General features: G+C 65.0%; 18 protein-coding genes. 9 read left to right on the plus strand and 9 right to left on the minus strand.

The window, feature by feature from the left end; translation table 11 throughout:
* The 4 genes from Q0071_RS19460 to Q0071_RS19475 all read right to left on the minus strand — a co-directional run.
* Positions 1–440 (minus strand): NAD(P)H-binding protein (locus Q0071_RS19460; RefSeq protein ID WP_298173653.1); only part of this gene is annotated, 440 nt, incomplete at its 3' end.
* Between the two features lie 68 nt (positions 441–508).
* Entirely contained in the window at positions 509–1,279 is a 771-nt protein-coding gene (locus tag Q0071_RS19465; protein ID WP_298173656.1) for an SDR family oxidoreductase, read from the minus strand.
* 3 nt (positions 1,280–1,282) lie between these two features.
* Complete coding sequence (locus Q0071_RS19470) at positions 1,283–2,431, minus strand: thiolase family protein (protein ID WP_298173658.1); 1,149 nt, start codon at positions 2,429–2,431, stop codon at positions 1,283–1,285.
* Positions 2,428–2,814 (minus strand): OB-fold domain-containing protein, encoded by a 387-nt coding sequence (locus Q0071_RS19475; RefSeq protein WP_298173661.1) that lies wholly within the window; start codon positions 2,812–2,814, stop codon positions 2,428–2,430. Before Q0071_RS19475 ends, Q0071_RS19470 begins: the two co-directional genes overlap by 4 nt.
* A 187-nt stretch (positions 2,815–3,001) precedes the next feature.
* Here Q0071_RS19475 and Q0071_RS19480 point away from each other — a divergent pair, with 187 nt between their 5' ends.
* The 3 genes from Q0071_RS19480 (at position 3,002) to Q0071_RS19490 (ending at position 8,718) form a co-directional block, all read left to right on the plus strand.
* Positions 3,002–4,291, plus strand: a complete 1,290-nt coding sequence (locus Q0071_RS19480) for an MFS transporter (RefSeq protein ID WP_298173664.1) — start codon at positions 3,002–3,004, stop codon at positions 4,289–4,291.
* A 32-nt stretch (positions 4,292–4,323) separates the two neighbouring features.
* The gene (locus Q0071_RS19485; RefSeq protein ID WP_298173667.1) at positions 4,324–5,898 is read left to right on the plus strand and encodes an aromatic ring-hydroxylating dioxygenase subunit alpha; all 1,575 of its coding nucleotides are present in this window, start codon (positions 4,324–4,326) and stop codon (positions 5,896–5,898) included.
* 279 nt (positions 5,899–6,177) lie between these two features.
* Positions 6,178–8,718, plus strand: a complete 2,541-nt coding sequence (locus Q0071_RS19490; RefSeq protein WP_298173669.1) for a TonB-dependent receptor — start codon at positions 6,178–6,180, stop codon at positions 8,716–8,718.
* Between the two features lie 199 nt (positions 8,719–8,917).
* Here Q0071_RS19490 and Q0071_RS19495 read toward each other — a convergent pair whose 3' ends face one another.
* Positions 8,918–11,071 carry a molybdopterin-dependent oxidoreductase gene (locus Q0071_RS19495; protein ID WP_298173672.1) on the minus strand — a complete coding sequence of 718 codons (2,154 nt, stop codon included), beginning with the start codon at positions 11,069–11,071 and terminating at the stop codon, positions 8,918–8,920.
* Positions 11,072–11,237: 166 nt separating this feature from the next.
* Here Q0071_RS19495 and Q0071_RS19500 point away from each other — a divergent pair, with 166 nt between their 5' ends.
* The gene (locus Q0071_RS19500; protein ID WP_298173675.1) at positions 11,238–12,248 is read left to right on the plus strand and encodes an NADP-dependent oxidoreductase; all 1,011 of its coding nucleotides are present in this window, start codon (positions 11,238–11,240) and stop codon (positions 12,246–12,248) included.
* 111 nt (positions 12,249–12,359) lie between these two features.
* On the opposite strand, the gene Q0071_RS19505 is transcribed toward Q0071_RS19500, so the two are convergent.
* The 4 genes from Q0071_RS19505 to Q0071_RS19520 form a co-directional block, all read right to left on the minus strand.
* A complete protein-coding gene (locus Q0071_RS19505) occupies positions 12,360–13,163 on the minus strand; it encodes a glucose 1-dehydrogenase (protein ID WP_298173771.1) in 804 nt (267 codons plus the stop codon).
* Entirely contained in the window at positions 13,163–14,590 is a 1,428-nt protein-coding gene (locus Q0071_RS19510; protein ID WP_298173678.1) for an aromatic ring-hydroxylating dioxygenase subunit alpha, read from the minus strand. Before Q0071_RS19510 ends, Q0071_RS19505 begins: the two co-directional genes overlap by 1 nt.
* Before the next feature lie 186 nt (positions 14,591–14,776).
* Complete coding sequence (locus Q0071_RS19515; protein WP_298173681.1) at positions 14,777–15,205, minus strand: GFA family protein; 429 nt, start codon at positions 15,203–15,205, stop codon at positions 14,777–14,779.
* Between the two features lie 57 nt (positions 15,206–15,262).
* Positions 15,263–17,020, minus strand: coding sequence for a class I adenylate-forming enzyme family protein (locus Q0071_RS19520; RefSeq protein ID WP_298173683.1), 1,758 nt, complete (start codon positions 17,018–17,020; stop codon positions 15,263–15,265).
* Positions 17,021–17,250: 230 nt separating this feature from the next.
* Here Q0071_RS19520 and Q0071_RS19525 point away from each other — a divergent pair, with 230 nt between their 5' ends.
* The 5 genes from Q0071_RS19525 to Q0071_RS19545 are packed head-to-tail and all read left to right on the plus strand — an operon-like array spanning position 17,251 to position 23,367.
* Positions 17,251–18,084 carry a thioesterase family protein gene (locus Q0071_RS19525; protein ID WP_298173685.1) on the plus strand — a complete coding sequence of 278 codons (834 nt, stop codon included), beginning with the start codon at positions 17,251–17,253 and terminating at the stop codon, positions 18,082–18,084.
* Positions 18,084–19,307, plus strand: a complete 1,224-nt coding sequence (locus tag Q0071_RS19530) for a serine hydrolase domain-containing protein (RefSeq protein ID WP_298173687.1) — start codon at positions 18,084–18,086, stop codon at positions 19,305–19,307. Before Q0071_RS19525 ends, Q0071_RS19530 begins: the two co-directional genes overlap by 1 nt.
* Positions 19,308–19,329: 22 nt before the next feature.
* Positions 19,330–20,586 (plus strand): 3-hydroxyacyl-CoA dehydrogenase NAD-binding domain-containing protein, encoded by a 1,257-nt coding sequence (locus tag Q0071_RS19535; RefSeq protein ID WP_366886824.1) that lies wholly within the window; start codon positions 19,330–19,332, stop codon positions 20,584–20,586.
* 14 nt (positions 20,587–20,600) lie between these two features.
* Entirely contained in the window at positions 20,601–22,199 is a 1,599-nt protein-coding gene (locus Q0071_RS19540; protein WP_298173690.1) for a class I adenylate-forming enzyme family protein, read from the plus strand.
* Positions 22,192–23,367: an acetyl-CoA C-acyltransferase gene (locus Q0071_RS19545; protein ID WP_298173693.1), complete on the plus strand. Its 1,176-nt coding sequence runs from the start codon at positions 22,192–22,194 to the stop codon at positions 23,365–23,367. Before Q0071_RS19540 ends, Q0071_RS19545 begins: the two co-directional genes overlap by 8 nt.
* Positions 23,368–23,503 lie beyond the last annotated feature (136 nt).

The following is a 23,503-nucleotide window of genomic DNA, read 5'->3' on the forward strand; positions in this document are numbered from 1 at the left end:
AGGTTGTCCATGAACAGCACCGAGCCGAACACCGTGGCCGGAACGCCCGAGCGAAACAGCGCGTTGATGCCCGCCGTGTTGCCGGCATAGGTGAAGGCATCGCCCGGCTTGTCCGGGATCCAGCTCGACGTGTTCCAGACGAAGCGCTTGGCGTCGACTTCCTTCGCCGCCTCGCCGATCCAGCCGGCGAGTTCGGCGCGCGAATCCCGCAGTTGCAGCGGGTGGTTGTAGAACACCGCGTCCGAACCCTCGAGCGCCTTGGTGTAGGTCGACCGGTCATAGAGATCGATCACCCGCGTCTCGATATCGGCGTTGGTCGGCCCGAGATCGGGCTTCTCGTTGCGCGAAAGTGCGCGGACCTGATGACCTGCGGCGACAAGCTGGCGCACCTGCGCCAGTCCCTGCCGGCCGGTTGCGCCCACGACGGATACCAGAGCCATTTCGCATCTCTCCTCTTTGGGTAGAAGCTGCCCGGCTCTCTGGCCCGGTGCAGCCGGAATTTCTGGGCCTAGCTGCGGATTGCGCTGGCCCCGTCGACGTTGAGGTCGGTCCCGCTGGTGAAACTCGAATCCTCGCAGGACAGGAACAGGATCGCGCGGGCCACTTCGTCCGGCTCGCCCACGCGGCCCATCGGGTGCGCGGAGGCCATCACGGCCTCGATCTGCTCAGGGGTCGCGCCGCCGGCGTTGAGGTAGCGGTTGTACATCGGCGTGCGGATCGCGCCGGGATGCACGGTGTTGGCGCGGATCTTCAGCCCCCGCTCGGCGCAATCGAGCGCCACTGTCTTCGTAAGGTGCGTCACCCCAGCCTTGGACGCGCAATAGGCCGCCATGCCCCCCGCTGCGCGGTGCGCGAGCATTGAGCCGATGTTGACGATGGTGGCAGGTTCATCGGATGCCGCAAGCGCCGGGAGCGCGGCACGGCAGCCGTAGAAGCTGCCCGTGAGGTTGATATCAATATGGCGGTGCCAGCTGTCGAGATCGACATCGACAGTGTTCCCCGGCTCGGAAATCCCTGCGATATTGCACAGCGTCGTCAGCTTGCCGAAGCGCGCCAAGGTTGCCGCCACGGCAGCTTCCCATTGCCCCAGATCGCGCACATCAAGCTGCACCGCATCGGCATTGGGGCCGAGCGTCGCGGCATGGGCCTTCGCCTTGTCGAGCTGCAGGTCGCCCAGCATCACGCTGCCGCCCTCGGCCACGAAGAGCGCCGCAACCGTGCCGCCAATGCCTTCCGCGCCGCCCGAAATCAGGGCGACCTTGCCAGTCATCTTCCCCATGCGTCAGCGCTCCAGGATGCAGACACCGGACAGGCCGGGTGCGCCGTAGACATGGCTGTAGGCGGCCTTCGGATTGTTCGGCACCTGCCGCCCGCCGCCACGTCCGCGCAGCTGCACGGTGTTTTCATAGACCTGACGCAGGCCCGAAGCGCCGATGGGTTCACCGCAGGCAAGGCAGCCGCCGTCGGTGTTGACCGGCAGGGTGCCGGTCACCTCGGTGCGGCCCTCGCGCAGCCACTGCTCCTGATCGCCATCCTTGCAGAAGCCGTTCTCGGCCATGTGCATGATCTCGGCGCCGGATTCCGTATCCTGCAGCTGGGCGACCGAAATATCCTCCGGCCCGATGCCCGCCTGCTCGAACGCCGCCTTGGACGCGAGGATCGTGGGCTTGCCGCCGTTCTCGATATCGACCGAGGGCGCAAACACCTCGAACGAACCCGGTGGGCGCGTGCGGACGGCAACGCTGGCGATTTTCACCGCATCGGCGCCCAGTTCGCGCACCTTCTTGCCGCTCGCGAGGATCAGCGCCACCGCGCCTTCTGCGGGCGCGCAGAACATGTATTTGGTCAGCGGGTCATTCACCATCGGCGAATTGAGGATCGTCTCCAGATCGACCGGCGAACGGCGCCAGGCGTGATCGGCATGGACGCCGTTGCGGAACGCCTTTTCGGCCACGCGGCCCAGCGTTTCGCGGCTGATCCCGTAGAGCTGCATGTAGCGCTGGATCTTGAGCGCGAAGAACTGCGTCGTCAGCATCATGCCGGTCTGGCCGTACCATTCGGGCAGGCCGTAATCGCGCGGCTTGGCATTGAACGCGCCGCGCGGGTGCTTGTCGAAGCCCACCGCGAGCGCCACGTCGAACTCGCCCGCAGCAATCGCATTGCGGGCCGAAGCCAGCGCGCTGCCGCCCGTTGCGCAGCCATTCGCCACGTTGATGAAGGGCAGGCCCGTCAGCCCAAGCTCGTTGACCATGATATCCGCGCTGCCCGCTGCGGCCGAACCGCCATAGGCGCAGCCCACGTCGGTCCATTCGATCCCGGCATCGGCCATCGCCTGCCGCACGGCAAAAACGCCCTGATCGCGCCCCGAACGACCATCAGTGCGGCCGAAGGGGTGAATGCCAGCCCCGATGATATAGACGTCTTCCATCACGCTTTCTCCGGACGAAACGCATAAGTTGCGCGGGTCGCGTCAAACGGCGCGACCACGAATTCCATCGGCATGCCGAGCTTCAGGTCCTCGAGCACGCAATCGACGATGCGGGTCTCGACGATCACCTCGCCGGGCAATTCGACATAGCCGAGGAGGTAGGGCTGGAACGGTTCCGGACCCTCAAAGGGTTCCTTGGGCTGGAAATCCTGCCGGGTCCACGACCACAGCGTGCCCTTGCGCGAAAGCCGCCAGGGCTCCACGCCCTCTGCCGCATCGCCACTGGGATAGGGAAACACGATCTTGCCCGAAGGCAGCCGTCCGCCGATCAGCGCGGGTTCCGCCTCGTTGGTCCACAAGTTTTCCGCAATGGGCTCAAGCTGCACTATATTGCCTTTCCCGCTGGGTCGGACCGGTTGTCCCAAGGTCCCGTTGTTGCGAGCATCGTGGCACCAAATCCCGGCACCTACGATCATTGAAAATGGTAGGCAGGCCCCACGCCCCTCCCCCTTTGTGTTAGTCGCCCCCGGCCCCGCGAATGCCTAGCCCTGTTGCAAAGAAGGAGCGGGCGTCTTGGGAGAGCATCGCCACTACCGCCATTTCGTGCTCGCCGTGATCACCTTCGGCGGCATGCTCAACATCGCCGACCGGCTGATCCTTTCGATCATGCTCGAAGACATCAAGCATGCCTTCACGCTGACGGACACGCAAATCGGCCTGATCACCGGCTTCGCCTTCACCGTGCTCTACGTCGTCTGCGGGCTCCCCATCGCCTGGCTGGCGGACCGGATGAGCCGGCCGCTGATCATCGCGGTGTCGATCGCCTCGTGGAGCCTGATGACTGCGCTGTGCGGCGCCGCTACCGGCTTCTGGACCTTCTTCCTCGCGCGGATGGGCGTGGGCATCGGCGAATCAGGCAGCGGCCCCGCCGGCACCTCGCTCCTCACGCAGACCTTCAAGGGCCACGAGCTTGGCCGCGCGATGGGTATCTATTTCCTCGGCCCCACACTCGGAACCGCCGCCGGGCTGATCCTCGGCGGCGTGCTGGCCCATGCGGTCGGCTGGCGGATGACCTTCATGCTGCTCGGCATCCCCGGCATCCTCTTCGCGCTGTTCGTCTTCTTCACGGTCAAGGAACCCGGCGGCCGCCCGATCCCGCCCAAGGTCGGCCTTGCCGAGGGGCTGGCCGCGTGGTCAACCGGAGTGCGCGAACTCCTTGCCAACCGGGTCTTCCTTGCCGCCTCGCTCGCCTTTGGCTGCATGATCGTGACGGGCTATGTCTTCGCCACTTGGCTCGCCGCGATCATGCTGCGGGGGTTTCCGGTCTCCACTGCCGATGTCGGGTTCTATCTCGGTCTGGCCTTCGTGCTGGGCGGCATTCCCGGCCCGGTGCTGGGCGGCTACCTGACCGACTGGCTGGTGAGGCGCGATGCCCGCTGGCGCGCCTGGCTCCCGGCGATCGCCACGCTGGGCTGCCTGCCGTTCTACCTCGCGGCGCTCATGAGCACGCAGTTCTGGGCCTTCCTTGGCCTGTTTTCCTGCGGCTATCTCGTGTTCCTCGTTGCCCAGGCACCCACCGTCTCGCTGATCCAGCTTGCCGTGCGCCCGGATGAGCGCGCGATGGCGATGGCGGTCGCGATGATCTTCAACAACCTCATCGGACAAGCGCTCGGCCTCTTCCTCGTCGGATTTGCCAGCACCAGCCTCACCCCCATGTTCGGCACCAAGGCACTCACCTGGGCGGTGATCGGCGTGAGCACCGCCTTCGCCATCCCTGCTGTGCTGTTCTATCTCATCGCCGCTGGCGGCATTGCGCGGAGTCCCCTCAAAATGATCAATGGCCCCGACTCCCCGCAAGCGTAGACTGACGCCCAAGTCCAAGGGAGAGCGGACAAATGGTTGAAACCAAGACCGGACACGACCGCACCGCCGGCGTGACCTACAACGATGTGATCAAGGCGGACACCGTTCCGCCGCCAGCCGTCTACCTGGAAGATTCGCCCTATCCCGGCGGCGTCACCAAGGTCCCCACGCACCGCTACTGGACCAAGGAAGAGCACGAACGCGAAGTCGAGCGGTTGTGGAAGCGCGTGTGGCAGATGGCCTGCCATGAGGACGACCTCCCAAATGTCGGCGATACCTATGTCTACGAGATCGCCGGCCTCTCCTTCATCCTCGTGCGCAATGCTCCGGGTGACGGCCCCGGCGCGGTCAAGGCCTTCCCCAACGCCTGCCTCCACCGCGGGCGCCAATTGTGTGAGGCGCACAAGAAGGGCCTCAAGGTCCTGCGCTGCCCGTTCCACGGCTGGTCGTGGCATCTCGATGGCCAGCTCAAGGAAGTGCCCAGCCACTGGGATTTCCCCTCGGTCACCGAAGAGGAATACTCGCTCCCCGCGATCTCTGTCGGCCACTGGGGCGGCTTCGTGTTCATCAATCCGGATCCGAACGCCGAACCGCTCGCCGATTTCCTCGGCGATATCGACCGCCACTTCTCGCTCCCGTTCAAGCGCCGCTACAAGGCCGCGCACATGGTCAAGCGTCTGCCGTGCAACTGGAAAGTGGCGCAGGAAGCCTTCATGGAATCCTACCACGTCGTCGGCACGCACCCGGAACTGCTGCCGATGTTCCTCGATACCGGCTCGAAGTACGATGTGTGGCCCAATATCTCGCGCGCCATGTCCGCCTCGGGCCCGCCGAGCGCGCACACCGATCTCGATGCGCCCGATCCATCCGCCTTCCCGGAGGGCCAGGCGTTCACCAGCTTCCGCCATCCCCTCAGCGGCCACGTCTACCGCCGCATCGAGGAAAACCGGGTCGAAGTGACCCGCCCGGATGGCAAGACCGGCCTGTTCGACATGACCGGCGCCCACGTCGAAGGCGAAGTCGTCAGCGCCGACGCGCACATGTGCAACTGGATCGGCGGCAAGATCGCGCCGGGTGACGAAAACATGCCCACCCGCTTCGCCTCGGCCTCGACCGAGGACTTCCGCGCCGATGCCGCGCGCGACCGGCGCGAGCTGATGCGCCCGCAATGGGGCGATGCGATCGATCAGTTCAGCGATGCCGACATGATCGACGCGATCTTCTATTCGGTCTTCCCCAACCTCCACCCCTGGGCGGATTTCAACCCGATCTTCTACCGCTTCCGGCCGGATGGCGACAATCCCGAGCAGTCGCTGCACGAGGTGATGTACATGGTGCAGGTGCCCGAGGGCGCCGAGCGACCGGCACCCGCCAAATGCACCTTCCTCGATCTGGAGGACGACTACACCAAGGCCACCGAGTTCGGCAGCTACCTCAACAAGATCTTCAACCAGGACGGGCTCAACCATGCTGCGGTGCAGAAGGGCCTGCACAATCATCCCAAGGGCGAAGTGATTTTCGCGAGCTATCAGGAAAGCAAGATCCGCGATTTCCACAACAAGCTCAATCTCTGGCTCGACAGCGAAACTCCGCCCAGAAGCCGATAAAAACTAAGCCGGGGTCTCCTCCTTTTGCACGGAGGAGACCCGATTGTGCGCCTGGCCTGAGCGCCGAAAAAGCGGTTCGCCGAGGTCATTCAAATCCTGCCTGACCCTACGGAATCCCTGCGTTTTTGCGGTCACACCGCGCACAAAAAGCAACACTTCGTCACCCTTTTTGATAGTTGCTGTTCGCCCCCCGCACCCTAGCCTAGCATTTGGGATTGTGGGCGCAAAATCACGCAATAACAGCACGATAAACGCCTACTGAAAGTTGGGAGGATTGCTATGGGGTTGAGGACAAACGCGTCGCTGTTTCGCGTCGCGCTTTTTGCAGGTGTTGCGGCGACGTCGCTGACGCTGCCAGGACTGGCGCACGCCGCGGATGCTGCGGCGGCAGAAGCAACGGGCGGTGCCACCGTCGATGATGGCAACGCGATCACGGTTATCGCGCGCAAGTCCACGGAAACGCTGCAGAACGTGCCGGTGACGATCACCGCGATTACCGCCGATGCGATCAACCGCGATCAGGCGACCAAGGCCGAAGCGCTCGGCACGCATGTCCCCACGCTCAACATCTACTCGGGCGGCTCGGGTTCGGGCGGCTCGATCGCGCTGCGCGGCGTCGGCTCCTCGGCAATTTCCGCCGCTTTCGACTCTGCCGTCGCGCTCGATATGGACGGCATCCAGCTCTCCTCGATGCGCCTTCTCCAGGCCGGCTTCTTCGACATCAAGCAGGTCGACGTGATGAAGGGGCCGCAGACGCTCTACTTCGGCAAGAGCGCCACGGCGGGCGTGCTCGGCTTGCGTTCGAACGATCCCACCAAGCAGTGGGAAGTGGGCGGCAAGGCCAGCTATGAATTCGTCGAGGACGGCTATGTCATCGGCGGCTACATTTCCGGTCCGATCACGCCGACCCTCGGCATCCGCGTCGCGGCGCAGTACAACGATATCTCGAAGTACACCCAGATCCAGCCGGGCATTCCGGCCAAGATCCGCAACCGCGGCATGCGCGATTTCAACAGCCGGTTGACGCTGCAATGGGATCCCTCGAGTGCGTTCACCGCGAACCTCAAGGTGAACTACATCACCAACCGCAACGATGGCGCCATCGGCCACCAGGATATCGACTGCGGCAAGAATGGCCGTGCTGACGAAGTCGTGCTGCTGGGCGGCGCTGTCGCAATCCCATCGGGCGCGAACTGCAACATCGGCGACCGCTACTATGCGATCAGCGATCCCTCGCCCACGCAGGCCGGCGGCTATCCCACCGGCAGCGCTGCGGGTGACGGCCGGTATCCGGGCCACCCGTTTGGCCAGACCGATATCTGGCTCACGCGCCTGCGCATGGACCTTGATGTGACCGACAACCTCAAGCTGAGCTCGGTGACCGGCTACTTCGATATCAACTCGGTCGATTCCGATACCTACAGCTCGGTCGGCGTCGGTCCCGCGTTCAATCCGAACGGCGTTCCGCTCAATCTGATCGCGCCGCGCCTTGCCGCCGTGAACACCCCGGGCTCGGCCCAGGGCTTCGGTTCGAGCGACCCGCTCAACGCCACCAAGCAGTGGACCCAGGAAATCCGCCTGACCAGCAGCTTCGACGGTCCGTTCAACTTCATGGTCGGCGGTTTCTACGAACACCGCAACATCGATTTCAACACCTCGCAGCAGGGTGTGAACATCTCGATCATCGCGGCTGATCCGATCACCGGCAGCTCGTTTGACTGGTACAAGAAGCACCACACCACCACGAAGGCTTACTCGCTCTTCGCCAGCGGCAACTACAAGCTGACCGAACAGCTCGAACTTTCGGGCGGCGTGCGCTGGACCAAGGAAGACAAGGTCAACACGATCTCCGTGCCCTATGTCCATGCCTTCCTTTCGGCGACCCCGGCGTTCATCAGCAGCGGCTTCTTCTCGGGCCCGATCCCGTTCAAGGATCACAACGTCTCACCGGAAGTCACGCTGCGCTACAAGGCGAGCGACGACCTCAACATCTATGCCGCCTACAAGACCGGCTACAAGTCGGGCGGCATCGACAACAGCGCGCTGCCTTCGAACAGCCTGCTCGGCTTCAACAACCCGGCCACCCGTGATGCCGTGGCGCAGGGCCTGATCTTCAGGTCGGAGCGCGCCAAGGGCGGCGAGCTTGGCGTGAAGTCGCAGATGGCGGGCCGCACGATCACTCTCAACGGCTCGCTGTTCTACTATGTGTTCAGCGATATCCAGCTGCAGGTGTTCGATGCGACCAAGGTCCAGTTCAAGACGTTCAACGCCTCGGAACTGACCACCAAGGGTGTCGATATCGACTTCTCGTGGCGGACCCCGGTCGAGGGGCTGCGCTTGAACGGTGCGCTCGCCTACACCAAGGCGACCTTCACCAAGCCGCTGGCTTCGGCGATCGACGGATCGCCGCTCCAGGGCCGTGCAGCTTCGCGCGCGCCGGAATGGGCAGGCAACGTCGGGTTCGACTATAACGTGCCGGTCAGCGACTCGCTCCAGATCGGCACCCACTCGAACCTCGCGTTCTCGAGCAGCTACTACACCGACACGACAAGCGTGAACGATCCGATCCAGAAGGGCTGGGCGACCATCGACGGCAGCATCTCGATCGGCGATCCGGACGGCAAGTGGAAGCTGTCGCTGGTGGGCATCAACATCACCGACAAGCGCTTCGTCCAGTCGAGCGGCGCGCGTCCGTTCCTCGCCGGCCCTGGCGGGCTCGGCACTCCGGGTTCGGCAACCTACGTGCCGCAGGGCGACGACCGCAACGTGCTGCTTAACCGCGGCCGCCAGGTCTTCGTGGAAGCCAGCTTCAAGTTCTGATTTCCACACATCGGAACGAAAAGAGGAAAGGCCGTCCCGGGAAACCGGGGCGGCCTTTTTCTGTTTGGGATTGGCCGGGTCAGCGCGATGGGGCTCTGAATTCCCGCCTTCGCGGGAATGACGAGAATTATGTCAAAGTCAGTTCGTCATCCCCGCGCAGGCGGGGATCCAGAGCGGCAAACGCGGCGTTAAAATGCCGTCAGGCAGCCACCACCCGCACCGGGATCGCACTCTGCAGCACCATGCCGGTGATCGGATCGGCATCTTCGGCATCATCGATCAGGCGGTTGGTCGAAGCGCCAACCGTCATCACGTCGTCCTTGCCGGAATCATCGTTGCCCCAGGCGTGCGACATCGAGATCACCCCGCGCCGCACTTTGTCGCTGGCGCTGGCCACCGCGTGGATCGAGGCAACGCGCGAGGCAATCTCGATCACCGCACCATCCTCGACGCCAAGCTCGGCCAAGTCCTCCGGATTGAAGTAGGCCGGGTTGGTCGGCATCTTCTTCTTGAGGAATTCGGAGATGTGCCCGTTGCTGTTGTAGCGGTGCTTGGACCGGCGCGAGATCAGGCGGAAATCGAAGCCGTCCGCCTCTGGCCGCTGCGCCGCATAACCTGCAAACGCCGCCGGCATTTCACCTGCGCCCAGCTGGAACCGGTTTGCTGCATCGGGATCAGCTGGTTCGATCACCGCATGCGCCTCGGGATAGAACATCGCCCCGCCCGGGGTTGCGCTCGCCAGCGAATCCGCGCGCGCCTTGCTCGGCTTGACGAGGCAGCCGTGCGAGATGAGGTCGAGCATGGTCATCTTGTCGGGCACCGCGTCCATCGAGCAGGGACCGCCCGGCAGCTTGAGTTCCAGCCCCAGATGCTTGGCGAGCCACCACAGCATCTCGTACTCGTCCATCGTGTCGCCCGGCGCCGGCACCATCGCCTCGCCGTAATGCGCATAAGGCTCCTCGCAGAACGGCTGCGAGACATTGTTGATATCCTCACGCTCAAGGCACATCGAAGGCGCCAGGATGACGTCGGCGCGCTTGGCGCTGGCCGACATATAGGGATCCACCTGGACAAACATCTCCAGCGTTTCGAGCGCCTTGCGCACCTTGCGCTGGTTGGGGAAGGCGATCTCCGGATTGCCGCCGATCGAGATCAGCACCTTGATCTGGCCTTCGCCGGGAGTGAGGATCTCGTCCGCCAGCACCGGGCAGGGCATTTCCTGCCCCAGCTTGCCGATGCCGCGAATGCGCGACTGGGCAAAGCCTTCGCCGAACATCGGCATCGGCGGCGCGACTTGCGCCTTCTTCGGCCCAGCGGCAAACGGCATGAACACCATCGGGTTCGCCACTTTGTCCCCCGCCTGGTTGAACCGCGCGCAAACCACATTCAGCGCAGTCACGAGGTACTCAGTCAGCGTGCCGCGCCCGGCCATCTCCGGCCCCGTCCCCGTCACCACCCGGCCCTTGGCGGCACGGGCGAACATGCGGGCTGCCGCCACGATCTGCTCCGCCGGAACCCCGGCGCGCGTTTCGGCGAGCTCGGGCGTGAAGTCCTTCACAGCGTCCGCCAGCGCGTCGAACCCGTCGACGTGCGCCGCCACGAAGTTGCGGTCGTAGAGCCCTTCCTTGATGATCACGTGCAGCATGCCGCCCAGCAGCGCCGGGTCTTCGCCCGGCTTCACCTGCAGGTAGAGATCGGCGAGGTTGCCGGTGTCGCTCTGGCGCGGATCGGCCACGATCACCTTCATCCCCCGCGCCTTGGCATCGCGAAGACGGCGTGAGGGCGAGAACGGCGGCACGCCGCCGCCGGGCGTGTAATGCGAGACCAGCGGGTTGTTGCCGACGAACATCACGACGTCGGACTCTTCGAAGTTGTTGCCCCCGCCCATCCACTGGCCGTAGCGCGCCGTGGTGAAGACCTTCGCGGGCTGATCAACCGTCACGCTGGTATAGTAGTTGCGCGTGCCGATCGCCTCGGCCAGCGCGTAGGACGTGCCGAGTACCGCGCTGTTCTGGAACGCATTGGTGCCGCAATAGAGCGCGACGCTGTGCGGCCCATGCTCGGCGATCACGGCGCGGATCTTGTCGGCCACCAGCTTGAGCGCCTCGGCGGTCGAAGTCTCCACGAACTCCCCGCCCTTGACGCCGTCCTTGCGCACCAATGGCCGCAGGTGCCGCTCGGGCAGGTTGTGCATTTCGGGCATCTGGCGGCCCTTCACGCACGTATAGCCATTGAACAGCGGGTTCTCGGGATCGCCCCGCACCGCCGTGACCTTGTCGCCTTCGACATCGACCAGCATGGCGCAGCTGGCATGGCAGAAGCGGCAGAAGGTACGCAGGGTCTTATCGGCCAAGACACGTCTCCCAGTATTTTGAGTGCGGAGGCTATCGGCATTCCTGCCCCCGGCCCACTGATGAAAGAGAGGGGGCCAAAGAACAGATGCGCCGCTCATTTCCGCCAGTGGCCTTGGGGGCGAAAGGCGGGCTTGATGCACGGCAGCCCCAGCCGAAGGACACCGAATGAGCACCGCAAACCGCCACTGGATCCTCGCCCACCGCCCTGTCGGCAATGCTTATGCCGAAGCCTTCGCGCTGGAGACCGAAACGCTGCCCGCGCTTGGCGAGGGCCAGATTCTCGTCGCGAACAAGGTGCTCTCAATGGACAGCGGCACCCGCATGTACATGACCGACCGCGAGGATAGCTACCAGCCCGGCACGCCGCTTGGCGCCAAGCTGATCGGCACGGTGCTGGGCGTGGTCGTGGACAGCCGCCACCCCGAGTACAAGGCGGGAGACCGCGTGCGCTGCTACGGCCAATGGGCGGACTTTTCGGTGGTTGAGCCCGATACGACTTACTGCACGCGGCTGGACGACGCGCATTCCGATCTGAAAGAATACGTCGGCATCTATGGTGCGAATGGCTGGACGGCTTGGGTCGGCGTGGTTGAAACTGGCGCAGTGAAGGCGGGCGAGACTTTCGTGGTCTCAGCTGCGGCGGGCTGCACCGGGCTCATGGCCGGCCAGATCGCCAAGGCGCACGGCTGCCGCGTGATCGGCATCGCCGGGGGCGCGGCCAAGTGCGACCTGCTGACGGAGGAATACGGCTTCGACGGCGCGATCGACTACAAGTCGGCCAATGTCGAAACCGAACTCGCGCGGCTCTGCCCGGATGGCATCGACGTCTATTTCGACAATGTCGGCGGCGAAATCCTCGATGCGGCGCTCGCCAATATGGCGCTGTTCGGCCGCGTCGCGGTCTGCGGGCTCATCACCAACTATATCGCACAAGGCCCCGTGCCCGGTCCCTACCGCTTCGATCAGGTGTTGATGAAGCGCCTGCGCATCGAAGGCTTCTTCTCGCCGGACTTCTACGCCCGCGAGCCCGAATTCAATCCGCAGCTCGCCCGCCTAGCCGCCGCCGGCCAGCTGCGCCTGCCCTTCGAGGTGAGCACGGGCCTAGAGGAAACGCCCGCGGCTTTCACCAAGCTCTTTACCGGGGCGAATGTGGGCAAGGTGGTGGTGGAGCTTTAGCCCAAACCTTCGTCATTGCGAGCGCAGCGAAGCAATCCAGAGCGCAATGCAAGCTGCTCTGGATTGCTTCGCTGCGCTCGCAATGACGAAAGAAGGAGTGCCGGTGCTTCCCTACTGCGCCGTCCACCCGCCATCGACGACAAGTTCCGCACCCGTCACGTAGCTCGCATCGTCCGACGCGAGAAAGGCGATGGCGGGCGCGATCTCCTCCGGTTCGGCGATGCGGCCCATCGGCGTGCTCGCGCCCAGACCCTCCATCAGCGCCTCGACCGAAGTGCCCATGCCTTTTTCCACCCACCCCGCCATGCCTTCCTCAAGCAGCCGCGTGCGCACGAAGCCGGGGTGCACGGAGTTGACGCGGATCGGCATGCGCTTCTGCGCAAACTCGATCGCCACCGCCTTGCAGAACAGACGCACCGCGCCCTTGGAGGTGTTGTAGGCCGAGGCATCGGCAATTCCGACGATCCCCATGATCGAACTGATCGCGATGACCGAAGCACCGCCGCGCGTGGCCCGCCCGGTCTCTTCCATCAGCGCCGCGCAGTGCTTCACGCCGAGGAACAGCCCATCAACATTGACCGCCATGACGCGGTGCCAATCGGCTAGGCTGATCTCCTCGACCCGCGAAGTGCAGTCAGTCCCGGCGTTGGCGACCAGCACATCGAGCCGGCCATGATCGGCACGAACCTGCGCCGCGACCGCCTGCCAGTCCGCCTCCTGCGCAACATTGAGCGGCAGATAATGCGCAGATGGCCCCAACCGGCCGAGCACGGCGACAACTTCCGTCGCGCCGGGATCGGGAAGGTCGGTTAGAACCACTGACGCCCCTTCGGCCAGCAGCCGCTCCACCGCCGCAAGGCCAATGCCGCGCAGCGCGCCCGTCACGAGCGCGACGCGCCCTTCCAGCCTTTGCATCACGCCGTCTTGGGCAGTTCGCCGGAAATGTACTTGTCCATGGTCTTGTGGAACTGGCGGATGCGGGTTTCCTGATAGTGGCCGAGCTCCAGCCGCTTGTTCTTGCTTGCCTTCATGCCCGCCTGCACGTGCGGCAGGTTTTCCATGTCCTGATCGAACACCCCGGCCAGCGCCGCACCGATGAGGTGCGAGGCATAGGTGAAGGGCTCGCCATCCGGGATCATGAACATCTCGGGGCCGCGGCCCGGCTTCTCGCCCTTCTGCGCGCGCATCAGGATGCGCACTTCCATCAGGCAGTGATCGGCATCCTTCCACGGCCGCCAGCGATAGACGATGTTCGGCACGAAGCCGCCCCAAGGCGACCAGTTGGGGAAGATGTTATAGGTCAGGTTGTCGAGCATCTCGCTGTCCGAAGCCTGAGAGTAGTCATGCCCGTTCATCGCCGCGAAGCCTTCGCGGTTGGCCTGCGCCAGCACCTTGCGCGCCAGCAGCGGATCATCCGCATCGAAGCCCATGAGGTCGGTCGGTTCGGCCGCATTGCGCCGACCGCGCCCATCGCCCGCGCCAAGGAACTCGGCCAGCTTGTTGATCACATAAAGCTGATCCTTGCCCTTGAGGTGGGGCGAAAGCGTGCCATTGGGCGTGATCGCCCGGTTCATGTGATCGCCGTAGAGATCGTAGCGCGTGTTGGCGTCCGCCGTGAACGGCAGAATCTGCGGATGCGTGACGACCGAGTGCCACGCTTCCATGAACGCTTCGGAAACGGCCTTCCAGTTCGCTGGCACCACCTTGGCCACCCAAGCACCGGTGGTGCATTCGTCGAGCCGCCAGTTGTCGTAATGCTCGACACCGGGGCCGATCCAGTCGCGGAAGTTGGGCAGATCCTGGTTCTCGGTCACGAGGATGAAGCCCTGCCAGCGCTCGACCTTCAGTTCGGGGAGCGAGAGGTCCTTGTCCTCAAGGTGCTTGAAATCCCACGCGCAGGGGATTTCCTTGAGGCTGCCGTCGTTGTTCCAGGTGAAGCCGTGGAACGGGCAGCGCAGGTTGATCGCGCGCCCGCTTTCCAGCCGCAGCTTGCGCCCGCGGTGGAGGCACACGTTATAGAACGCGCGCACGCCGCCGTCAGGCTGCCGGATCAGCAGGAACGACTTGTCGCCGATCTCGTAGACCACCGTGTCGCCGGGTTCGGGCATGTCCTCCTCGCGCGCGGCGAACTGCCACACGTTGGGCCACATCTTCTCGTCTTCCAGCGCCATGAAGGCGGGGCTGGTGTAGCGATCCGGATCGAGCGGTTCGTCGCCCAGTTCCTGCGTCGATTCCATCACGAGGTAATCGGGCGCGGGCCGCGTATCGACGGCCAGCATGTCGGTATAGGTGATCCCCGGGCAGCGGTCGGAGCGGTCGATCTGGGGGTCAATATCAGCCATGACGTGTCCTGGTTTTGAAGCGCGTCAAGTGGGCGGGTCGAGCATCACGAGACGCAAAGATTTAGCACGACAAACATATTGCCATGCTGACGCCCTCCAACAAGCTGGCGCATTGAATAGGAGCGCAAAAAAGCCCCCATCCGCCGCGTGTTTGCGCGGGACGGATGGAAAATCTGCGCGCCCGACCTATTGCTTTTCGAGCAGCGCCGCGCCTTCGGGAAGCGTCACCCAGTTCTGCTTGCTCGCCGTCCAGAAATGGACGGTGGGCGACAGCTCGTCGGGATTGTCCAGCGTGCCCGCCTTGATGAAGATCATCCCCTGCGCCATCCCGTCCGGCGTTTCGCTGAATACGGGCGAGCCGCATGTGCCGCAGAACTTGCGCATCACCGGGTTGCCGGATTCGCTGCCGTCCTCATAAGTGGTAAGCTCGCCCGAACGCTCCAGCGCGGCGAACGGCACGGCGACGAGGACCGAAAACGCCGTGCCCGCCTGCTTCTGGCAATGGCGGCAGTGGCACACACCCGTCAGCAGTGGCGGCCAGGCGGTTTCATAGCGCACCGCTCCGCACAGGCATCCGCCCGAACGCCGTTCGCCTGTCGTTTCTGCCTCGCTCATCATCCCGTCTCCCCAATTCCTGTCATACCCATCGCACAGCCTTCAGCCCGCGCCATCTCACGTTTCTGCCAGCCCGGAAGCCGTCAGCATGGCCTTGAGCTCCTTCTTCAGGATCTTGCCGTTGGCATTGCGCGGCAGGGTCTCAGCCGTGAAGGCGATCCGCACCGGAACCTTGAACCCGGCCAGCCGTGCTGCCACGAAAGCCTTGAGTTCGTCCTCGCTCGCTGCCGCTCCCGGCGCGAGATAGACGACGGCTGCCGGTTCCTCGCCCAAGGTGCGGTGCGGAATGCCGACCAGCGCCGCGTCGGTCACGGCGGGATGCTCGTAGAGCACGTTCTCGACCTCGATCGAGTAGATGTTCTCGCCGCCCCGGATGATCACGTCCTTGGCGCGGTCGACGATCGTGCAGAAGCCCTCGTCATCCAGCTTCGCAAGGTCGCCAGTGCGCACCCAGCCATCAACGAAGGTCTGCGCTGTCGCCTCGGGCCGGTTCCAGTAGCCCGCCACGATCATCGGCCCGCTCGCCCAGAGTTCACCCACGCTGTCCGGCGGCAGGACCGTCGCCCCGTCGTCGGCGCGGATTTCGAGGCTGGCGACCGGCGCCGGCGGGCCGCAACTGGAGGGCCGGTTGAGGTAGTCCTCAGCCATGTGGTGGGTCACCGTGGCGCTGGTCTCGGTCATGCCCCAGCCGTTGCCGGGAAGCGCGCCGAAGGTCTGCCAGATCGCGGAGACAAGCTCGGGAGCGGAAGGCGCGCCGCCATAGGAAATCGCCTCAAGGGTGGAGAGGTCGAACTTATGGCGTTCTGGATGCTCGATCAGCTGCCAGGCGATAAACGGTACGCCGCCGGTCATCGAAACGCGCTCCTTTTCGATCAGGCGCATCGCCTCCAGCGTATCCCACTTGTGGAGCAGCACGAGGCGGCTGCCGCCCGCGAGCGAGCCCATCAAGGTCGCCGAAAAGGCCGTGGCGTGGAAGAAGGGCACCGCCAGCAGGATCACGCGTGAGCGCGGTTCGGGCAATCCCTCGCCGCGCCGCCTTGCCGATTGCGCGGCGCTCCACGCGCTCGTCATGATATTGGTCGTGAGGTTGCGATGCGTACCAAGCGCGCCCTTGGGCCGGCCGGTCGTGCCGCTGGTATAGAAGATGCCGGCGGGATCATCGCTGGCGATCTCAGCTGGGGGCAGTTCTGCATCAGGCAGCGCGGACCAACTGCCAGGCGCGCCAATCATGTCCTCCAGCCGCTCGGCGCCTTCGCCAGCCCCGCGCGATACGACCACATTCTGCAGCGGCAGTCCCTCGGCGTGGGGAGCGATCCGCGCCCAGCGATCGGCATCGGCGATCAGCAGCTGCGCGCCACTATCCTCCAGCGCAAAGGCCAGTTCCTCGCCCGTCCACCACGCGTTGAGCGGGACGATGATCGCACCGAGTGCGCAGACAGCCATGAACGCCACCGGCCATTCCGGCAGATTGCGCATGGCCAGCGCCACCCGGTCGCCCTTGCCCACGCCGCGCGCAGCCAGCGCCGACATGAGCACCGCGACTGCGCGGTGAAAGGCATCGAAGCTCACGCGTTCTTCGCCGTAGACAAGGAAATCGGCCGGGCCATGCGTGCGCGCCGCCGCCATGACGCCGCGCAGATCGGGCAGCGCATTCTTCCATACCCGCGTCGGCACGCCCCGGATCGTGACGGTTTCCATCTCGAACGGCATGCCCGACGCGCAGAGTTCGGCGCGGATTTCCGGCAGCGTATGCACGGGCCAGCCGGCGGGAATCGCGGGAAGTGCGCCTGTTGGTTCTGGGCTCGGTTCGGTCATGGCATCCTCATGGGCACCGCTCGTATCGGCGGCACCTGCTTGCGGCGAGACTAGAGCCGCGCCCGGTTTGCAGCAAGTGCCCCGAAAGGCCCGGATGCCGTAACGGAAGGCACCGAATCCGGCGGAATTGCTGCATTTTTTCGCCTACGGGCCCCGCGCAAAGCGCTTCCCTGATCCCTCTCGATGACCTAATCCCGCCGCATAAGCAGATTCGTGGGAAGGACGCAGATTTGCCGGAAGCCGAGCACCCGGATGCTGTCACCAATGGCTCTGCCGAAGCGGATATGAGCTTCGGCGCGCTGGCGTCACGGCTCGAACCGCTGGGCAGCGGGCGCTTCAAGCTGGATGGCGCGGCAGGCTGGATGCAGGGCCGCACGATGTATGGCGGCACCGCCGCGTTCATCGCCTATTCCGCCGCGAAGCTGGCATTCCCCGATCTGCCACCGCTGCGCGCCGCGCAAGTCGGGTTTGTCGCGCCGGTGGGCGAGCATCTTGAAGTCGAGGTGGTGATGCTCCGGCAGGGGAAGAGCGTCGCGCAGGTGGAAACCTCGCTCACCTGCGAAGGCGCATTGGCGCAGCGCACGCTCTGGCTGTTCGGCGCTGGCCGGACAAGCAACGGGACCGTCGCGGCCGCCGTGTTGCCGAACCTGATCCCGCCAGAAGATTCCCCCCGCCTCACGTCCAACGACATGGCCCCCGCCTTCACGGCGCGGATGGACATGCGCCGCGCCGATCCGCCCGGCGGTTCGCCTCCGGGCACGATCCGCCGCTGGGTGCGTCTCAAGGATCGCTCCGGCCTCGATCCACAAGCCGAGCTCGTTGGGATCGGCGATGCGCTGCCGCCCGGTTCGGCGCGCGCGATGGAGCGGATGGGGCCGATCAGCTCGATCACCTGGGCGCTGACCATCCTCGGCGAAGTGCCGGAAACGCGCGATGGCTGGTGGCTGCTCGAAACCAGCTCGAACCATATGGCCGACGGCTTCAGCAGCGAAACACTGCGCCTGTGGAACAGCGAAGGCGTGGAAGTGATGCACGGCCTGCAATCGGTCGCGGTGTTCGGCTGATGGAAATTGCCGATCCCGCAGCCCATGGCTTCGATGCCGCCCGCCTCGCCCGCATCGGTGCGTTTCTTGAGGAGCGCTACGTCGCCCCCGGCCTGCTCCCGAATGCCGATCTGCTGATCGCGCGGGATGGCCAGCCCTTCCACCGCGTGACACTCGGCGAAGCCCGCGCGGACGGCACTCCGCTGGCAGGCGACGCGATCTTCCGCATCGCCTCGATGACCAAGCCGCTCACCAGCCTGGCGTTCATGATGCTGCTGGAAGAAGGCAAGGTTGCGCTCGATGATCCAGTCACCAAGGTGATCCCCGAATTTGCCGGGCTCGGCATCTACAATGGCGGCGGCGGCGATGCGCCGTTCTTTCCCACGCGCGCTGCGACCAACCCGATGCGGATGGTGGACCTGCTCACCCACATGTCGGGCCTGACCTACGGCATCCAGAACCGCACCAATGTCGATGCCGCCTATCGCAAGGGCCGGCTCGACGGGCATGCCTCGCTTCCCGGCAACGGCCACTTCATCGCCGAACTCGCCAAGCTCCCGCTGGAATTCGATCCGGGCACGAGCTGGAACTACTCGGTCAGCACCGATGTGCTCGGCGTGATTGTGGCGCGCCTCTCCGGCATGAGCCTCGGCGAATTCTTCGCGAGCCGCATTTTCGCGCCGCTCGGCATGGTCGATACCGGCTTCCACTGCCCGCCCGAAAAGGCGCATCGCCTCACCGACAGCTGGGCGTGGAACCCGCTGGGCGCACCCACGCTGATCGATCATGCGGACAAGTCGAACACGCTGCGCCCGCCCCGCTTCGAAAGCGGCGGTGGCGGCCTTCTGTCGACAACCGCGGACTACCACCGCTTCTGCGCCGTCCTGGTGAGCGGCGGTGTCCCGCTGATCTCGCCCAAGACGCTCGCGCTGATGACCGCGAACCACCTCCCCGGCGGTGCAGACCTGACCACGCTTTCCAAAGCGCTGTTCAGCGAATCCGGCAACGCGGGCGTCGGCTTTGGCCTCGGCTTCGGCGTGGTCGTCGATCCCGCGAAGACGCTGATCCCGGGCACCAAGGGCGAATTCCACTGGGGCGGCATCCATTCCACCGCCTTCTTCATCGATCCGGTGGAAAAGCTGCACATGGTCTTCATGACCCAGCTCTTTCCGTCCTCCAGCTATCCCATCCGCCGCCAGCTCAAGACGCTGGTCTATTCGGCGATGACGCACAGTTACGCCTGATCGCATCCAAGGAGACAACGAAATGTCCGATCCCATCCCCGGCGCCAAGGACCACATCGACGCCGCGCGCAAACTCGCCGCGACGATCGACGATATCCCCTCAGACACCGCTCTGCTGCCCATCAACAAGGTCGGCGTGATCGGGGCCGGCACGATGGGCGGCGGCATCACGATGAACTTCCTGACGGCGGGCATCCCCGTCACCATCGTCGAAATGACGCAGGAAGCGCTCGATCGCGGCGTCGCCACGATGCGCAAGAACTACGAGAACACCGTCAAGCGCGGCAAGATGGACGCCGCCCTCGCCGAAGCCGCGATGGGGCGCCTCACCCCCTCGCTCGATTTCGGTGCGCTGGCCGATGCCGATCTGGTGATCGAGGCGGTCTACGAAAGCATGGACGTCAAGAAGGAGGTCTTCGGCAAGCTTGACGGTATCGTAAAGCAGGGCGCGATCCTCGCCAGCAACACCAGCTACCTCGACGTGAACGAGATCGCCGCCAGCACGAAGCGCCCCGAAGCGGTGCTCGGCATGCACTTCTTCTCGCCCGCGAACGTGATGAAGCTGCTCGAAGTGGTGCGCGGTTCCGCCACTGCCAAGGATGTGCTCGGCACGGTGATGGCGCTCTCGGTGAAGATCGGGAAGGTCCCGGTGGTCTCGGGCGTGTGCCACGGCTTTATCGGCAATCGCATGCTCGGCAAGCGGCAGGAACAGGCCAATGCCCTCATCATGGAAGGCGCGGACTTCGCCGAAGTCGACAACGCGCTCCTCGAATTCGGCTTCCCTATGGGCCCGTTCCAGATGGCGGACCTTGCGGGCCTCGACATCGGCTGGCACCGCGACCCGAACCGCATCGAAACCCTGCGCGAGGCGCTCTGTGCGCTTGGCCGCTGGGGCCAGAAGACCGGCAAGGGGTTCTACGACTACGATGCAAACCGCCAGCGCACCCCCAGCGACGTTACGCGCGGCCTGATCGCCGAATGGGCGGCCAAGGCCGGCAAGCCCCAGCGCAGCATTGATGCGCAGGAGATCCTTGAACGCCTGCTCTATCCCATGATCAGCGAAGGTGCCCTCATCCTCGAAGAAGGCATTTCGCAGCGCGCGTCCGATATCGATACCGTCTGGCTCAACGGCTATGGCTGGCCGGCCTGGACCGGCGGCCCGATGTATTGGGCGAGCCATATCGGCCTTGCCACTGTCGTCGCGGGTCTGGAAAAGCACGGCCTCCCGGTCGCCCCGCTGCTGGCAAAGAAAGCCGCTGCGGGCGAAGCCTTCGACTAAGGGCAGCACCGGCCATGCGCATCGAGGATATCGTCGAAGCCCCGTTCATCCCGCTGAGCGTGATCCTGCGCGCCCATGCGGCCCGGCGGGGAGAGGCCATCGCGCTGGCGGATGAAACTTCGCGCCTGTCGTGGGCCGAACTCGATGCGATGCTCGACCGCGTGGCCGCTGCGCTCCAGCGCGAAGGGGTTGAGGCGAACGAGCCCGTCGCCATTGCGGCGAGCAATTCGGTGAACACCGCGCTAGCCTTCCTCGGCGCCCTGCGCGCCGGGGCCGTCGCCGCGCCGCTCACCTCCACCGCCGCGCCGCCGACGGTGCTCGCCATGCTGGCAGACAGCACCAGCCGCGTGCTGCTGCTCGACAAGGCCATGGCCGAGGGGCTCGCAGACCTGCCCTTCCCGGATCACGTCAAGCGCATCGCGCTCGACGATAGCGATGCGGGCATCCCCTTTTCGGAGTGGATCGCCCCGAACGGCGCGAAGCCGGAAGAGCGCCTCCCTGCGCCGGAAGACCCGTTCAACATCATCTATTCCTCCGGAACCACCGGAGTGCCCAAGGGCATCGTCCAATCGCACCAGATGCGTTATGAATATGCCCGGCGCACGATCATCGGCGGTTATGACGACGATACGGTAACGATCAACTCGACCCCGCTCTATTCAAACACCACACTCGTCAGCTTCCTCCCCACGCTCACCGCGGCGGGCAAGGTCGTGCTGATGAAGAAGTTCGATGCGCGCACCTTCCTTGCCCTCAGCGAGCGAGAGCGCGTCACCAATGCCATGCTCGTGCCGGTGCAATACCGCCGGATCATGGAGCTGCCGGACTTCGACAGCTTCGATCTATCGGCCTACCGGCTGAAGGGCTGCACCTCAGCGCCATTCCCGGCCTGGCTCAAGGCCGATGTGCTGAAGCGCTGGCCCGGCGGCCTTGTCGAAGGCTACGGCCTCACCGAAGGCGGGGCTACGACCACGCTCATTGCGCACAAGTTCCCGGACAAGCTCCACACCGTCGGCCAGCCCTCGCCCGGCCACGTGATGAAGATCATCGACGAGGACGGCAACGAACTGCCGCCGGGCGAAACGGGCGAGATCGTCGGCCGCTCCCCCATCATGATGAACGGCTACCACGGCCAGCCCGCCAAGACGCGCGAGATGGATTGGTTCGACAAGGACGGCGTGCGCTACATTCGCCACGGCGATATCGGCAAGTTCGACGAGGACGGCTTCCTCATCCTGATGGACCGCGCCAAGGACATGATCATCTCGGGCGGGTTCAACATCTTCCCCACCGATCTTGAAGCCGAACTCACCCGCCAGCCTGCCGTGAAGGAAGCCGCCGTCGTCGGCGTGCCCAGCGATCAGTGGGGCGAAACCCCGCTTGCCGTGATCGTGCTAGCCGATACTTCCGCCGATCCCGAAGCAATCCGGCTTGAAGCCAACCGCGCACTCGGCAAGACGCAGCGCATTGCCCGCATCGAAGTGGTCGATGAATTGCCGCGCAGCCCGATCGGCAAAGTGCTGAAGCGCGAGCTGCGCGATCACTTCGGCGGTAACCCGATTGCCCAGAACCCCGTACCCGCATCCGATTCCAAGGAGACCAACCATGCGTGATGCCGTTATCGTTGCCGCCGCCCGCACCCCCATCGGGCGCGCCTACAAGGGCGCGTTCAACGCCACCGCCGGCGCCACGCTCGGCGCGCTTTCGCTGGAGGCCGCGGTCGCCCGCGCCGGGATCGAGGGCGGCGAGATTGACGACGTGCTGTGGGGCTCGGCGCTCCAGCAGGGCGCGCAGGCCGGCAATATCGCGCGCCAGGTTGCGCTGCGTGCGGGGCTTCCCGTCACCGTTTCTGGCATGAGCATGGACCGCCAGTGCTCCTCGGGCCTGATGACCATCGCCACCGCCGCCAAGCAGATCATCGTCGACCGCATGGATGTGGTCGCTGCGGGCGGGCAGGAATCGATCAGCCTCGTCCAGACCAAGGACATGCGCGTCGCCCCTGATCGCAGCCTCATCGCTATGCACAACGCCGTCTACATGCCGATGCTGCAGACCGCCGAGACGGTGGGCAAGCGCTACAGCATCAGCCGCGAGTCTTGCGACGAATACGCGCTGCAATCGCAGCAGCGCACCGCCGCCGCGCAGGCCGCCGGCAAGTTCGATGCCGAAATCGTGCCGACCACCAGCTCGATGGGCGTGCAGAACAAGGAAACCGGCGAGATCACGATGCACGACGTGACGCTCACCAAGGACGAAGGCAACCGCCCCTCGACCACGCTGGAGAACCTGCAGGCGCTCAAGCCCGTGATCGAGGGCGGCATCGTGACGGCAGGCAACGCCAGCCAGCTTTCGGATGGCTCCGCCGCTGTCGTGCTGATGGAAGCTGCCGTCGCCGCGAAGAAGGGCCTCGCGCCGCTGGGCCGCTATGTCGGCATGGCGGCTGCGGGCACCGAGCCTGACGAAATGGGCATCGGCCCGGTCTTCGCAGTCCCCGCGCTGCTGAAGCGCTTCGGCCTCAAGATGGATGACATCGGCCTGTGGGAGCTGAACGAAGCCTTCGCGGTGCAGGTGCTCTATTGCCGCGACAAGCTGGGCATTCCGAACGAGCTGCTCAACGTCAACGGCGGCGCGATTTCCATCGGCCACCCCTATGGCATGACTGGCGCGCGCGGGGTCATGCATGCCCTGATCGAAGGCAAGCGCCGGGGTGCGAAGTACGTCGTCGTGACGATGTGCGTGGGCGGCGGCATGGGTGCGGCGGGGCTGTTCGAGGTTCTCTAGGCCCACCCCCAACCCCTCCCGCAAGCGGGAGGGGAGGAGAAGACCTTGCGCCCTCCCGCTTGCGGGAGGGCGCAAGACTTGGCGAACGCAGTGAGCCTGGTCGCAGCGGGGTGGGTTGCCCGAAGCGCACACCCCG

Source organism: Novosphingobium sp. (assembly GCF_027486195.1).
GTDB lineage: Bacteria > Pseudomonadota > Alphaproteobacteria > Sphingomonadales > Sphingomonadaceae > Novosphingobium.

Coding starts and splice junctions, on each gene's coding strand:
- Q0071_RS19465 (WP_298173656.1), bottom strand. CDS start 1,279: ATGGGGAAGATGACTGGCAAGGTCGCCCTGATTTCGGGCGGCGCGGAA.
- Q0071_RS19485 (WP_298173667.1), top strand. CDS start 4,324: ATGGTTGAAACCAAGACCGGACACGACCGCACCGCCGGCGTGACCTAC.
- Q0071_RS19490 (WP_298173669.1), top strand. CDS start 6,178: ATGGGGTTGAGGACAAACGCGTCGCTGTTTCGCGTCGCGCTTTTTGCA.
- Q0071_RS19500 (WP_298173675.1), top strand. CDS start 11,238: ATGAGCACCGCAAACCGCCACTGGATCCTCGCCCACCGCCCTGTCGGC.
- Q0071_RS19505 (WP_298173771.1), bottom strand. CDS start 13,163: ATGCAAAGGCTGGAAGGGCGCGTCGCGCTCGTGACGGGCGCGCTGCGC.
- Q0071_RS19510 (WP_298173678.1), bottom strand. CDS start 14,590: ATGGCTGATATTGACCCCCAGATCGACCGCTCCGACCGCTGCCCGGGG.
- Q0071_RS19515 (WP_298173681.1), bottom strand. CDS start 15,205: ATGAGCGAGGCAGAAACGACAGGCGAACGGCGTTCGGGCGGATGCCTG.
- Q0071_RS19520 (WP_298173683.1), bottom strand. CDS start 17,020: ATGACCGAACCGAGCCCAGAACCAACAGGCGCACTTCCCGCGATTCCC.
- Q0071_RS19530 (WP_298173687.1), top strand. CDS start 18,084: ATGGAAATTGCCGATCCCGCAGCCCATGGCTTCGATGCCGCCCGCCTC.
- Q0071_RS19535 (WP_366886824.1), top strand. CDS start 19,330: ATGTCCGATCCCATCCCCGGCGCCAAGGACCACATCGACGCCGCGCGC.
- Q0071_RS19540 (WP_298173690.1), top strand. CDS start 20,601: ATGCGCATCGAGGATATCGTCGAAGCCCCGTTCATCCCGCTGAGCGTG.
- Q0071_RS19545 (WP_298173693.1), top strand. CDS start 22,192: ATGCGTGATGCCGTTATCGTTGCCGCCGCCCGCACCCCCATCGGGCGC.